Origin of the sequence: Massilia pseudoviolaceinigra (assembly GCF_030846505.1) — a bacterium.
Taxonomy (GTDB): domain Bacteria; phylum Pseudomonadota; class Gammaproteobacteria; order Burkholderiales; family Burkholderiaceae_D; genus Telluria_A; species Telluria_A violaceinigra.
Genome location: NZ_JAVCWL010000004.1, coordinates 238,678 through 253,062, shown reverse-complemented (window position 1 = coordinate 253,062; position 14,385 = coordinate 238,678). Strand labels below are relative to the sequence as shown.

10 protein-coding genes are annotated in these 14,385 nt (G+C 64.3%); 2 read left to right on the top strand and 8 right to left on the bottom strand.

The window, feature by feature from the left end:
• Positions 1–2: 2 nt before the first annotated feature.
• Entirely contained in the window at positions 3–1,058 is a 1,056-nt protein-coding gene (gene rfbB / locus RBA40_RS05970; protein WP_306646731.1) for a dTDP-glucose 4,6-dehydratase, read from the bottom strand.
• Positions 1,059–1,127: 69 nt separating this feature from the next.
• Between rfbB and RBA40_RS05965 the strand changes: the two genes are divergently transcribed.
• Positions 1,128–1,979: a symmetrical bis(5'-nucleosyl)-tetraphosphatase gene (locus tag RBA40_RS05965; RefSeq protein WP_306646729.1), complete on the top strand. Its 852-nt coding sequence runs from the start codon at positions 1,128–1,130 to the stop codon at positions 1,977–1,979.
• Here the strand turns inward: RBA40_RS05965 and RBA40_RS05960 are convergent.
• The 6 genes from RBA40_RS05960 to RBA40_RS05935 form a co-directional block, all read right to left on the bottom strand.
• On the bottom strand, positions 1,976–2,722 hold the full coding sequence (locus RBA40_RS05960; RefSeq protein WP_306646727.1) for a lysophospholipid acyltransferase family protein: 747 nt from the start codon (positions 2,720–2,722) through the stop codon (positions 1,976–1,978). The genes RBA40_RS05965 and RBA40_RS05960 overlap by 4 nt on opposite strands.
• Before the next feature lie 85 nt (positions 2,723–2,807).
• Entirely contained in the window at positions 2,808–4,130 is a 1,323-nt protein-coding gene (locus RBA40_RS05955) for a dihydroorotase (protein ID WP_306646726.1), read from the bottom strand.
• Positions 4,127–5,092 carry an aspartate carbamoyltransferase catalytic subunit gene (locus RBA40_RS05950; RefSeq protein WP_099875215.1) on the bottom strand — a complete coding sequence of 322 codons (966 nt, stop codon included), beginning with the start codon at positions 5,090–5,092 and terminating at the stop codon, positions 4,127–4,129. Before RBA40_RS05950 ends, RBA40_RS05955 begins: the two co-directional genes overlap by 4 nt.
• Positions 5,085–5,603, bottom strand: coding sequence for a bifunctional pyr operon transcriptional regulator/uracil phosphoribosyltransferase PyrR (gene pyrR, locus RBA40_RS05945; protein ID WP_099875214.1), 519 nt, complete (start codon positions 5,601–5,603; stop codon positions 5,085–5,087). The genes RBA40_RS05950 and pyrR overlap by 8 nt, the downstream gene beginning before the upstream one ends.
• Positions 5,587–5,928, bottom strand: coding sequence for a Holliday junction resolvase RuvX (ruvX, locus tag RBA40_RS05940; protein ID WP_306646799.1), 342 nt, complete (start codon positions 5,926–5,928; stop codon positions 5,587–5,589). The genes pyrR and ruvX overlap by 17 nt, the downstream gene beginning before the upstream one ends.
• A gap of 89 nt (positions 5,929–6,017) precedes the next feature.
• On the bottom strand, positions 6,018–6,680 hold the full coding sequence (locus tag RBA40_RS05935; RefSeq protein WP_306646725.1) for a YqgE/AlgH family protein: 663 nt from the start codon (positions 6,678–6,680) through the stop codon (positions 6,018–6,020).
• Between the two features lie 181 nt (positions 6,681–6,861).
• Between RBA40_RS05935 and RBA40_RS05930 the strand changes: the two genes are divergently transcribed.
• Positions 6,862–8,316, top strand: coding sequence for a cryptochrome/photolyase family protein (locus RBA40_RS05930; RefSeq protein ID WP_306646723.1), 1,455 nt, complete (start codon positions 6,862–6,864; stop codon positions 8,314–8,316).
• Between the two features lie 90 nt (positions 8,317–8,406).
• On the opposite strand, the gene RBA40_RS05925 is transcribed toward RBA40_RS05930, so the two are convergent.
• Positions 8,407–14,385, bottom strand: coding sequence for a hybrid sensor histidine kinase/response regulator (locus RBA40_RS05925; RefSeq protein ID WP_306646722.1), 5,979 nt, complete (start codon positions 14,383–14,385; stop codon positions 8,407–8,409).

Sequence of the window (14,385 nt, the reverse complement as noted above, 5' to 3'; positions counted from 1 at the left end):
CGTCATGCCCCCGCTCCCGCATCCGCAAGCCCATTCCGATAAGCGCCCGAAGCGATATCGGCCGCCCATGCGCGGTGCTCCAGGTACCAGCGCACCGTATTGGCAATACCGCTGCCGAACGTCTCGGCCGGGGCCCAGCCCAATTCGCGCTGCAGCTTGCCGGCATCGACGGCATAACGCCGGTCGTGGCCCGGACGGTCCGCCACCTGCGCGATCTGGCTGCGATAACTGGCCGCGCGCGGCAGCGCGGCGTCGAGCAGATCGCACAGGGTGTGTATCACATCGATATTTTTCATTTCATTGCAGCCGCCGACGTTATACACCTCGCCCGGCCGCCCGCACGCCAGAATGCGGCGCAGCGCCGCACAATGGTCGCCCACATACAGCCAGTCGCGCACCTGCTGCCCGTCGCCGTACACGGGCAGCGGCTTTCCGGCCAGCGCATTGGCAATCATCAGGGGAATCAGCTTTTCGGGGAACTGGTAGGGACCATAGTTGTTCGAGCAATTGCTGGTCAGGGTCGGCAAGCCGTAGGTGTGATGGCAGGCCCGCACCAGATGGTCCGACGCCGCCTTGGAAGCCGCATACGGGCTGTTTGGCGCATAGGCAGTATGTTCGGTAAACGCCGGATCGTCCGGTCCCAGGGTGCCATACACTTCATCGGTCGACACGTGCAGGAAGCGAAACGCGCTTTTCTGCGCGCTGGCCAGGTCCTGCCAGTACGCGCGCGCCGCCTCGAGCAGCGCGAAGGTGCCATTGATATTGGTGGCGATGAAGTCGCCCGGAGCGTCGATCGAGCGGTCCACATGGCTCTCGGCGGCGAAATGGACCAGCGCGCGCGGACGGTGGCGCTCGAGCAGCTGCGTCACCAGCGCGCGGTTGCCGATGTCGCCCCGCACGAACAGGTGGCGCGGGTCGTCCTTGAGCCGCGCGAGATTATTCAGATTGCCTGCATACGTCAGTTTATCGAGATTCAATACCGGCTCGTCGCCGAGCGCGAGCCAGTCGAGGATGAAATTGGATCCGATAAAACCGGCACCACCGGTTACAAAAATCATTTAGTATCCGCGGAGGTCGGAAATTTGAAACCACGATTTTATGTGAAACCCGCCAGTACTGGAATTGAATTGTTAAGAACTTACGTAATTGGCGACCTGCAAGGGTGCGCCCACGAAGCCGCCGTCCTGCTCAAACGGATCGAGGAAGATGCGGCGGGACAGGCGCGCGTGCTGTTCGTGGGTGACCTGATCAACCGCGGCCCGGGCTCGCTCGACGCCTTGCGCCAGGTGGCGGCGCTCGCGCGCGCCAGCGGCGGCAAGAGCGACGCCCTGCTCGGCAACCACGACCTGCACCTGCTGGCCGTCGCCGTGGGCGCGCAAAAGATGTCGAAGTCCGATACGCTTAGCGCCATCCTGGCCGCGCCCGAGCGCGATGACTTGATCGACTGGCTGCGTCATCGACCGCTGGCGATGATGGCCGACGGCCACCTGCTGGTGCATGCCGGCGTGGCGCCCCAGTGGGATGCGGCGCAGACCATGGCGCTGGCGGCGGAAGTCGAAGCGGTGCTGCGCGGGCCCGGCTGGATCGATTTTTTGCGCGACATGTACGGCAACGAGCCGGCGCGCTGGGACGATTCGCTCACCGGCCTGGCGCGCCTGCGCTGCATCGTCAACGCGCTCACGCGCATGCGCCTGTGCGCGCCGGACGGCACCATGGATTTCAAGGAAAAGGAAAGCGCGGGCGCGCCGCCGGGGTCAGGCTTGCTGCCGTGGTTCGACGTGCCTGGCCGCCGCATTGCCGGCACCGCGGTGGTGTTCGGCCACTGGTCGGCCCTCGGCCTGCTGCTGCGCCCGGACGTCATCGGCCTCGATAGCGGCTGCGTGTGGGGCGGCAAACTGACGGCGCTGTGCCTGAACGACCGCAGCCTGCTGCAGGTCGACTGCCCCGAGTACAAGCAGCCCGGCAAGCAGAAAACCTAGCGACCGACGATTTCCTGGGACAGCGCCGCGCCCACCGCAGCATGCGCGGCGGCGCACACGTCGCGCCGGTGCGCGCCGGCGGCGTCGATCGGCGTCGAACACACAAGGCGCGCGAATACCGGCGGGCCGGACAAAATCGCCACCAGGCTCTGGGCGAAGGTCATATCGCCGATAAATTCGATCGATGGGTGCAGCCTGTGCGCCTCGTCCACATAGCACACCGCATACGGCTGCACCATCACCTTGGCGTCCACCGCCGCTTCGAACAGATTGGCATGGAAGGGCATCAGGCTGCCCTGCTGCGCCGTGGTCCCTTCGGGGAAGAAGGCGACGCGCTCGCCCTGCTCCAGCTTGAGCACCAGGCCCTTGAAAATCTGGCGCAGGTCGCGCCGGTTGCCACGCGCGAGGAATACCGTGCCGGCCTTATCCGCCAGCCAGCCAAGCACCGGCCACTCGCGGATTTCCGACTTGGCCACGAAGCGGCACGGGTACAGCGCATTGATCACGAAGATATCGAGCCACGAGACGTGGTTGGCCACCACCATGGCGTGCGCCAGCGCCGGCACGCCGGTCGACGGTATCACAGTCACGCCACAGATGCGCACCAGACGGCGCGACCAGCTCTGGGTCACGCGGTCGCGCAGCCGGTGACTGGCCCACGGGAACACGAATGCGCACGCGGACAGGCCGGTCAACAGATGGAAAAACACGCGGCACAGCCGGAAATAGAGCTTGATCTTCACATGACACCAAAGGGACGGAAATGCCGGGTGCATGCATGCCACCCGGTGTGCATGCGGCGTCGCGCGCCGCATGCCACTTTAAGCGCTAAACCTGGCGCTGAAACGCGATGCGTCCGCCCACGATGGTCGCCTTCACCTGCCCGGCCAGTTCGTAGCCGAGGAAAGGCGTGTGCTTGCCCTGGCTGGCCAGCGCCGACGCTTCGACCGTCCAGCGCGCGGCCGGATCGAACACCACCACATCGGCGGCAGCGCCTGGCGCAAGCTGGCCGACCGTGAGGCCGGCGATACGCGCCGCGTCGGTTGTGATCTTGGCGATGGCGCGCGACAGCGGGGAGCTTGACCCGGCCGCGCCATGCTGCATGCCGGCGTAATCGTCGGCCCACTTGATCGCCAGCGACAGCAGCAGTTCCAGCCCGGTGGCGCCGGGGGATGCTTCGCCGAACGGCAGCAGCTTCTCGTCGTCGTCGACCGGGGTGTGGTCGGAGCAGATCGCGTCGATGGTGCCGTCGTACAGGGCGGCGCGGATCGCATCGCGGTCGCGCTGGCTGCGAAACGGCGGCGTGACGCGCGCGTTGGAATCGAAAAAGCCGATGTCGGCGTCGGTCATGTGCACATGGTGCACCGCCACGTCGCAGGTGACCGGCAAGCCTTCCTTCTTGGCCGCCTTCACCAGTTCCAGCCCGGCGGCGGACGACATGCGGCACAGGTGCACGCGCGCGCCGGTGGCGCGCACCAGTTCGAACACGGTGTGCAGCGCGATCGTCTCGGACATGACCGGCACCCCGGCCAGGCCGAGGCGCGACGCCAGCGGCCCGCTGTGGGCAATGCCGCCGCGACCGATGTGCGCATCCTGCGGACGCACCCACACGGTAAAGCCGAACGTTTTGGCGTACTGCAGGGCGCGCAGCAGCACCGTGGTGTCTTCGATGACTTCCTCGGCCTGCGAAAAGCCGATGCAGCCCGCCTCCGTCAGCTCCATCATTTCGGTCAGGGCCTTGCCCTTCAGGCCCATGGTCAGTGCGCCGAGCGGGTGCACGTGCGCCTGCTGCAGCTTGCCGGCGCGGTACTTGAGCATTTCGACCAGGCCCGGTTCGTCCAGCACCGGGTCGGTATCGGGCGGGCAAATCAGGCTGGTCACGCCGCCCTGCATCGCCGCCTGCATCTCGGACTTGAGGGTGGCCTTGTATTCGTAGCCCGGCTCGCGCAGGCGCGCCGACAGGTCGACCAGGCCGGGAGCGACCACCAGGCCCGTGGCGTCGATGCTGTTGCCGGCATTGAATCCCGCCGGCGCCGTGCCGGTCGAGGCGACCTTGCCGTCGACGATAAACAAATCCGTTACAGCGTCGATGCCGTTGGCCGGGTCGATCAGGCGCCCGTTCTTGATATGAAGATGGTTGTTCACGTTCACCCTTGCGCTCCTGCCAGAATACTCATTACCGCCATCCGTACCGCGATCCCGAACGTCACCTGCGGCAAAATCACCGCCTGCGCGCCATCGGCCACCGCCGAATCGATTTCCACGCCACGGTTCATCGGGCCCGGATGCATGACGATCGCATCGGGCTTGGCCAGCGCCAGCCGCTCGGGCGTGAGGCCGTAGCTCTTGAAATACTCCTGCGCCGACGGCAGCAGCGCGCCGCTCATGCGCTCGTTTTGCAGGCGCAGCATGATGATGACGTCGACGTCTTTGAGGCCCTCGTCCATGTTGGTGAACACGCGCACGCCCATCTGTTCCAGCCCGCCCGGCAGCAGCGTGTGCGGGCCGATGGCGCGCACTTCCGGCACGCCCAGGGTGGTCAGGGCATGGATGTCGGAACGCGCCACGCGGCTGTGCAGGATGTCGCCCACGATGGCCACGCGCAGGTTGGTGAAGTCCTTCTTGTAGTGGCGGATCGTGTACATGTCGAGCAAGCCCTGGGTCGGGTGCGCATGGCGGCCATCGCCCGCGTTGACTACGTGGACGTGCGACTGCTTCGTATCGATCAGGTGCTTGGCGATCAGGTAGGGCGCGCCCGACTGCGCGTGGCGCACCACGAACATATCGGCGTGCATTGCCGACAGGTTGTCGATGGTGTCGAGCAGCGACTCGCCCTTGCTGGCCGACGACGCCTGGATATTGAGGTTGATCACGTCGGCCGAAAGGCGCTTGGATGCGATCTCGAAGGTGGTGCGGGTGCGCGTGGAGTTTTCGAAGAACAGGTTGAACACGCTCTTGCCGCGCATGAGCGGCACCTTCTTCACTTCACGGTCGGAGATGCCGACAAAGCTCGACGCCGTGTCGAGGATATGATTGACGATCGATTTGGGCAGCCCTTCGATGCTTAACAGGTGCTGCAGTTCGCCATTTTTATTCAGTTGCGGATTAAGCATGGTCTTCTTCTATGGTGAGCGAAAATTGCCCGTCGCCGGCACGCGCCAGCGCAAGCGACTGATTGGCTTCCAGCGCCACCGAAGTGGCGACGAAATCGGCCGCCACCGGCAGCTCGCGCCCGCCGCGGTCGGCCAATGCCGCCAGCATGATGCGCGCCGGACGGCCATAGTCGAACAGCACATTGATGGCCGCGCGCGTGGTGCGCCCGGTGTAGAGCACGTCGTCCACCAGCACGATGTGAGCGCGGTCGACGTTGAACAGGATGTGGGTCGGCTTCACGTCCGGATGCAGGCCCTTCTTGGCAAAGTCGTCGCGGTAGAACGAAACGTCGATGAAGCCCAGGCGGTCCTTCAGGCCCAGATCGGCCGCGAGGCGTTCGGCCAGCCAGGCGCCGCCCGAGTGAATGCCGATGATCGCCGCGTCCTGCACCCCGTGCAAGCCGTCGCGCACCTGGCCGAGCAGCGTCTGGTACAGCGCCTCGGCGTCGAACTGCTTAGTTGTTGTTGGCATGGTCGTCAAAGTATTGTTGCAAAATGATGGAGGCGGCTTGGTCATCGATGATCTGGCCGCGTTTGGCGTGGATCACGGCCGACGAATAGCGTTCGTCGACCAGCGTGACCGGCAGGTTGAAGCGCCCGTGCAGCTGGTTGGCGAAGCGGCGGCAGCGCAGGGTCATGTCGTGTTCCGTGCCGTCGGGGTGGCGCGGTTCGCCCACCACCAGGCGGGCCGGGGCCCAGGCGGCGATCAGCTCGCCGATCTGCTTGAAGCGGGCCGCGTTGTCGATGGCGTTGACCACCGCGAGCGGCTGCGCCTGACCGGTCAGGGTGTTCCCCATCGCGATCCCAATACGCTTGATGCCGAAATCGAAGCCGAGTACGAGTTCAATCACCGCTTCAGCCACGCGCGCGGTTCCCGTGGTGCTGGTCAAGCATGGCCGGCCTCGGAGGCGAGCATCAGCGGGTCGATGCCAAGCAGTTTGATGGCGGCGTTGTAGCGCTCTTCGATCGGCAAGTCGAACAGCACGTGGGCGTCGGCGCCCACCGTCAGCCAGCCATTGCGGCCGATTTCATCTTCCAGCTGGCCGGGGCTCCAGCCGGCGTAGCCGATGGAGACCAGCAGGCGCTGGGGACCATCGCCGTTGGCCACCGCTTCGAGCACGTCGATCGAGGTGGTGAAGGCCACGTCCTCGGTCACCGTCAGCGACGACGAATAGCGAGCGCCGGGCGTGTGCAGCACGAAGCCGCGGTCGTCCTGCACCGGGCCGCCGAACATGATCGGTTCGTTGACAACGGCCGTGCGCAGGCCGTCGGCCAGTTTCAGGTCGATACGCTCGAACAGCACTTCCATGGTCATGTCGGTCGGCTTGTTGATGACGACACCAAGCACGCCTTTGTCGTTGTGCTCGCAGATGTAGACCACGGTGCCGCCGAAAATCGGGTCTTGCATCGAGGGCATCGCTATCAGGAAATGATTTGCCAGGTTCAAGGTGGACGCCGATGCCACGGCGTTGCCCTCGTCGAGACGAACCTCGTCGTCCTGCGACATGCCGGGCACGGGCAGAGTTTTGCCGATTTTGCTTTTCTTCATACGCGTCACTCTCTCTGCTCGCTCTCTGATGTTTACTGCTAGTATCCGGGCTTGCAAACGATGGAATTTTCGATAGTTTACACTGATTTGCGGACTCCACCACCGGAAGCGCCATCACGCGCGCAGCTAACTGCGATGGTAGCCGATAATTCCCCTTCCTTTCTTGACACCGAACACCATCATGACATTGAGTAAATCGCTCGTCTGGTTCCGCCGCGACTTGCGCGCCTTCGATCACGCCGCATTGCATCATGCACTAACGTCGTCGAACAGCGTTTATTGCGTGTTCATTTACGATAACACAATCCTCGACAGTTTACCGCGCGCGGACCGCCGGGTCGAGTTCATTCATGCCAGCCTGGCCGAACTCGATGCGGAATTACGTCAATTGGGCGGCTATCTGATCGTACGCCATGCCGACGCGGCGCAGGCAATTCCAACACTTGCCGCGCAATTGGGCGTGGACGCGGTGTTCGTCAACGGCGACTACGAGCCGCAGGCGATCGCGCGCGATGCCGCCGTGGCCAGCCGCCTGGAGGCCGAAGGCCGGCGCTTTTTCAGCTACAAGGACCAGGTCATTTTCGAGAAAAGCGAGGTGCTCACGCTGGCGGGCCAGAACTTCTCGGTGTTCACGCCGTACAAGAACGCCTGGCTCAAACGCATGGCGGCCGAACCGGATTGCGTGGTGCCCTATTCGGTCGAGCCGCATGCGGCGCGCCTTGCGCCTCCCACGGACGATGCGCCCTTGCCGACGCTGCGCGAGATCGGTTTCGAGCCGACCAATCTGTCGGCCTTGTCGATCCCCACCGGCATGAGCGGCGCGGCGCGGCTGTTCGAGGACTTCATCGGGCGCATCGCCGATTACGGAGAGGCGCGCAACTATCCTGCGGTCAAGGGGCCGTCGTATCTGTCGGTGCATCTGCGCTTCGGCACCCTGTCGCTGCGCCATCTGGTGCGCACGGTGACGGAGCTGATCGCGCGCGGGGCCGGCGGCGAAGGCGCACCGGTGTGGCTGTCGGAACTGATCTGGCGCGATTTCTACGCCATGATTCTGTTTAACCATCCGCACGTCGTCGAACGCGCGTTCAAGCCGGCCTACGATGCGATCGCGTTCGAAACCGGACCCGAGGCCGACGAAGCGTTCGCCGCGTGGTGCGAGGGCCGTACCGGCTATCCGCTGGTCGATGCGGCCATGGCGCAGTTGAACCAGACCGGCTACATGCACAACCGGCTGCGCATGGTCACGGCCTGTTTTCTGATCAAGGACCTGGGCATCGACTGGCGCCGCGGAGAAGCATATTTCGCGCTGCACCTGAACGACTACGATCTGTCGTCGAACAATGGGGGATGGCAGTGGGCGTCGTCGTCGGGATGCGATGCGCAGCCCTATTTCAGGATTTTTAATCCGGTGACGCAGTCGGAGAAGTTTGACGCGAAGGGGAAGTTCATCCGGCGCTATCTGCCGCAGCTCGATGGCTTGTCGGACAAGGAGATTCACGCGCCGTGGACCGTGCCGCCGATGGTGCTGGCGCAAAAGAAGGTCGTGCTGGGGCAGGATTATCCGGCGCCGATTGTCAGGCATGACGAGGCGCGGGCGAAGACGCTGGAGCGGTATGCGGTGGTGAAGGTCAACTAACCTCGTTCCCGCGCCAAGGGTAGCAAAAATAAAAAAACGCCCTGCACCAATCGAATGGTGCAGGGCGTTTTTGTTTGTGCCGCCTACCGCTTAATGCGCAACCGGCATTTCGCGATTGAGCAAACCGGCAATCGCCGCCAGCAGCATATCTTCCTGGAACGGCTTACCGAAGTAGGCATTCACACCCAGATCCAGCGCATAGTTGCGGTGCTTGTCCGCGGTACGCGAGGTGATCATGATGATCGGGATCTCGTTGGTGCCGCTGTTGCCGCGAATGTTCCGGGTCAGATCGAAACCATCCATGCGCGGCATCTCGATATCGACCAGCATCAGGTGCGGCACCGTCTCTTGCAGATGTTCGAGCGCATCGACGCCGTCCTTGGCCAGCACCACCTGGTAACCCTCGCGCTCGAGCAAACGCTGGGTCACTTTACGCACCGTCAGCGAATCGTCGACCACCATGATGACAAAGTCGGCTGCCCGCGTCTCCGGCACCGCCGCCGTCGTTTCCACGACAATGCGCTGACGCATTTGCGGATGATGGTCGAGGTGATGCGACAAGGCCACCGGATTAAGAATGAGCACGATATCGCCCGAACCGAGCACCGTCGCACCGGAAATGCCGATCATGCGCGACAACTGCGGTCCGATATTCTTAATAACGACCTCGCGGTTACCCTGGATATCGTCAACCTGCACCGCCAGGCGGTCGGCGCCGCTCTTGAGCACCATCACCGGGCAGGAACGCTGCGACAACGGACGCGCTTCGGCATCGCCCAGCAAAGTCGGCAGATAATGCAGTGCCACCTTCTGGCCCTGGAACTCCACGAAACCTTCGGCGTGCGCGGCGTTGACGGCCGCTTCTTTCATCTGCAGTACCTGCTCCACCAGAATCGATGGCAGTGCAAACGTCTTGGAACCGCTGGTTGTCAGCACGACCTGGGTGACCGCAAGCGTGAGCGGCAGGTGAATCGTGAAGCGCGCGCCCTTGCCTGCCTCGGTGGCAATCGCCACCCGGCCGCCAAGCGCTTGCGCTTGCGAGCGCACCACGTCCATACCCACCCCGCGGCCGGCCAGTTCGGTCAGCGCATCGGCGGTCGAGAAGCCCGGTTCGAAAATCAGGTCGGCCGCTTCGGCGTCGGTGACGATGGCATTCGGCGCCAGCAGGCCGTTTTCACGTGCCTTGGTACGAATACGCGACAGGTCGAGACCTGCGCCGTCATCGTTGAACTGGATGACCACCTCGTTACCCTGCTGGCTGACCTGGATCAGCAGCTCGCCCGTTTCGGCCTTGCCGGCCGCACCACGGCGTGCACGCGATTCGATACCGTGCACGATGGCGTTACGCAGCAAGTGCTCGAACGGCGCGGCCATCTGCTCCAGAACGCTGCGGTCGATTTCGACCGTGCCACCCCGGATATCCAGGTTGACCCGTTTGTCGATTTCTTTTGCCGTCTGGCGCGCCACGCGGAACAGACGCTCCGACAGGCTGGCAAACTGCACCATCCGCACCCGCATCAGATCCTGCTGCAGATCGCGCGTCAGGCGCGACTGCACGTTCAAGTCGTCGGTGGCGCCGTCGACCGTGCGCGTGAGGCTTTCGTGGAACGACGCAACGTCGTTCACCGATTCGGCCATCATCCGCGTCAATTCCTGCAGACGGGTAAAGCGGTCGAATTCGAGCGGATCGAATTCGCGTTCGCTGGAAATCGACATACGCGACGAAATCTGCGATTCGGCCTGCATCTCGACTTCGCGCAGCTGGCGGCGCAAGCGTCCCAGATTGTCCGAGAAGTCGCTCAGCGAGGCCTTCAGGGTCGATACCTGGCTTTCCAGCTTCGAACGCGTGATCGACACTTCACCGGCCTGGTTGACCAGGCGGTCCAGAATGTCGGCGCGCACACGCACCAGCGGCGTACGGGTCTGGGCGGCGTGAGCATCGTCCACGCTGCCGGCGGCCGCCGCGGCCAGGCCTGGCACCGGCACGACGCCGAGGGCAGGCTGCTGCAATTGTTCGAACAGCAGAAGCGCGTGATCGTAGTTGGCCATCAGTTCATCGAACGCGGCTGGCGTCGACGTTCCGGCGTGGACCATGTTCTCGATCTGCGTTTCGATCTCGTGGGTGTGCTGACCGAGGCGCATCGCACCGGCCATCCGTGCACTGCCCTTGACCGTGTGCAGCGTACGCAGAAGCTGCTGAACCGGGGTGGTATCGGACGGATTCTGCTGCCACTTGCGCAGGTTGTTGCCGATTTCCGGCAACAGGTCGGTACCCTCTTCCAGGAACACTGGCAGCAGGTCGACGTCAAGGTCATCGGCGAAGGCCGTTTCGGCCACCGCAGGCACGGCGGCTGGCGTGTCCGATTCCGGCTGCAACAAGGCTTCGAGCAGCGGCACATGCGCCGTCATCGGCTGCATCGGCACGACCGCTGCCGGTTCCGCTTCGACGACCGGCTCGGCTTCGGCTACAGGTTCTTCGATCACCGGCTCGGCTTCGAGCACGGCTTCTTCGATCACCGGTTCTGCTTCAAGCACAGCTTCTTCGGCCACTGGCTCTTGAACCAGCAACTCGGCTTCAAGCGCAGCTTCTTCGATCAGCTGCTCTTCAAGCACTGGCTCGGCTTCAAGCACAGGCTCCTCGGCCACCGGCTCTTCAACCAGCAGTTCGGCTTCAAGCGCTGCTTCGTCGATCAGCTGCTCTTCAAGCACTGGCTCGGCTTCAAGCACAGGCTCCTCGGCTACCGGCTCTTCAACCAGCAGCTCGGCTTCAAGCGCAGCTTCGTCGATCAGCTGCTCTTCAAGCACTGGCTCGGCTTCAAGAACCAGATCTTCGGCCACCGGTTCGGCTTCGATCACTGCTTCGGCTTCGATCACCGGCTCGTCGAACACCGGTTCGGCTTCGATCACCGGCTCGGCGTCGAGCAGTGCATCCTGGTGTTCCTGCACCATCGGCTGCGCCGGTTCCGGATTGTCCAGCAGCGGCACATCGAACGGATCTTCCTCGCCGAACAGGGCGTCGATCGCGTCGACTTCCGGCTCGGACGGGGTCTGCGCCACGGCCGATTCGCGTTCCGGCATCGCTGGCGGCTCCGCCACCAGGCTGTCGAGCGTCTCGGCAAACAGGCCATCGAGACGGCGTGCCAGGTCTTCGTCGGCGCCGGCGAACACGGCAGCCGCTTCCTGTGCCGCGAGCTGCTCGCGCAGGACGTGCAGGCGTGCCACCAGATCCGGTTCGGCCGGTGCCAGTTCGCCGAGCGCGAAGCGCTGCAGCATCTGGCGCACGCGGTCGATGGTTTCGTCGAGCAGGTCGCGCTGGGCTTCGTCGAAGACCGGTGCGGGGCTCTTGAGCACCATCTCGACTTCGTAGGCGATTTCGCGCAGGGCGTGGAAGCCCACCGTGGCCGAGGTGCCGGCCAGGGTATGCGCGGCTTTTTCAGCTTCCGGCGTGACCTGGCGCTGCGGCTCGTGACGCCATTCGGCGAAGTCCTGGCTCAGCAAGCGAACCAGTTCGTCGGTCTCGGCCAGGTAAATGTTATACAGCGGCAGCGGGATTTCGAGTTCGCCAATGCGCTTGGTGTTGTCGTCGGCCGCGGCCAGGGTGCCCGGTACCGGGAAGTCGATGACATTGCCCGGCGCCGCGCTCTCCGTCGCCGGCAGGGCGATGATGTCGTCCAGGATCATCGGCTCGAACGAGTCGTCGATCGCGAAGTGTTCGTCGTGATGCTCGTCCAGCGGCGTTGCTGCCTGCACCGGCTCGTCGGCCACGATCGGCGTGGCCTCGGCCGGCGCGGCATCCATGGAGAATGCTTCGCCATGCTGCACGCGTTCGGCGGCGGCGACCAGCGCTTCGCTGGTGCGCTGCGAGCTGCCGGTGGTAGCGAGCTGCTCGACCCAGACGGTCATGTCGGCGGTGGCGCGGGTAAGGAGCGAGAGCAGGTTGGCGTCGGCTGCGCGTTCTTCCGACAACCACAGGTTCATCACTTTTTCGACGGCGGCGGCGCCTTCGGCGAAATTGTTCAGGCCGACCATGCGGCCGCTGCCCTTGAGCGTGTGGAAGGAGCGCCGCAGCATCGTCAGCGTTTCCATATTGGTCGGCATGCTTTGCGCCGCCGGCAGGGTCGAGCCGACAAAGGCCAGCACTTCCTGCGCTTCGGAGATGAAAATTTCGAGCAGTTCGGCTTCGATTTCGTCGTCGCCCGGCGGCGCGGCAGCTGCCACAACCACCGGCGCCTTGATTTGTTCCTCGACCACCACCGGCGCCGCTGGCGCAGGCGCCTCGGCTACTGGTGCGGTCTCGATCTCGAGCACCGGTTCCTGGTCGAATTGGGATTCGCCGTGCGCCGGTTTTTCGAACGGTACTGCGCGCAGCATGCCGTCGTTGCTGTCGAACGTGAAGCGCTCGCGCGCCTCGTCGACGTTCTTGGCCAGCATGTCGACAAAAAAGCCCAGCGCGCCGACGTTTTGCGCGATGTTCTGCAGCGACGCGGCTTCGAGGTCGGCATTGCCTTCGGCCGCGGCGAGCGTGCGTACCGCATCCTTGACGTGCAGGGCGGCGCGCATCGCGTCTTCCTGGTCGAGGATGGCGACGGCGCCCTGCAGCTGGTGCAGCACCGGATCGATCTGGGCTAGGGTGGCGCGCTTGCTGGTGTCGGAGTAGTAATCGTCGAGGACTTTTTCGACCTGGCGCAAGCCGTTTTTCATTTCGGCGGCCAGCACGGCGACGGTCTGCTCGTGCTGGATGCGGCGCGACAGCTCGCCCTGCCATTGCGGCGCTTCCGGCGGAGTTTCGCCGGCGCCGAGCGCCAGCAGACGCGCGCCGATGACTTCGGCGTGGGCATCGAAATCGTCCGGCAGCTGACGGATCTTGTCGAGGCTATTCTCGACGAACAGCATGGCGGTCGCCATTTCGAGGCTGAAGACGCTGTTGCGCTTGGAGGCGGCGGAATCTTTGGTGACGCGCACCATCTGGTGCTGCAGGCGCGCCAGCGCCGGGGCGCCCAGCTTGTCGCCTGCCTCGGCCAGGGTGGCCAGCAGTTCTTCAAATTCGGTTTCCAGCGCCGGCAACGGTTCGACCGAGAGTCGGTCCCAGTTGCTCTTGGCCTTGGCCAGCGCTTCCTTGGCGGTCTTGAGCGCCTCGGCGTCGATGCGGCCATAGCGGCGCGTATCGTAATCGGCCGGCACCATGCCATCGAGGTGATAGGCACGGCGCAGGGCCAGCGCCGTCGGCGGCGGATTGGGTACGGCGGCCATGAAGAACAGGGCGTCGCGCAGCATCGTTTCGGGCAGGCTGACCTGGCCTTGCGAGAGGCGGCGGATCTGCAGATTGATCAGGCCGAAGAGCTGCTTGACATACAGGTCGCTGGCCAGATGGCCTTCGGCCACCAGTTCGGCAAAGCCCTGCATCGCCATCCAGAAGGTGCGCGGCAAGGGCTGGTCCTGGGCGTCGGCCACATGGGCGATCGCCTCGAGCAGTACTTGCGCATGCTGACGCTGGCCCGCCTGGTCGGCGCTTTTCAGGAACGGCAACAGCGCTTTTTCAAAGCGCGTGCGACAGGCCGCGTAGTCCGGCGCGCTGTCGGGCGCCACGTGGCGCTTGAGCGACACCGGCGCCGACAGGTCGGCGAAAAACAGGTCGGCCGGGTGAATCCGGTCGGCGCCCAGCATTTCCTTGAGCGCGCGGTAATAAGGGAACAGGCGCGCCGGCTGCTGTGGCGCGCCCGAAAGCAGTTCTTCGAGATACTCGATCACCGCCTGGTAAGCGTGGGCGATGATTTGCGCGCGCTCGGGCGTGCAGTCGAGCAGGCCATCCTTGAAGCGGTCCAGCGCGTTTTCCGCGGCCTCGGTCATGGCGCCGGCGCCATCGACATCGACCATCTGCAAGGCGCCATGCGCCTGGTGCAGATAGGCTTTCGCATGCTTGAGCGAACTTGCCTGGGCTTCCGCCGTATGCTCCGCCGCCTCTGCCAGCGCAGTATTGGAGCGGCCCAGCGCATCGCGGATCTCGCTCATGACCCAGGACAGCGGTCCTGTGTCGAACTGCGGTACGTGCGAATTGTCAGTAGTGGTCAT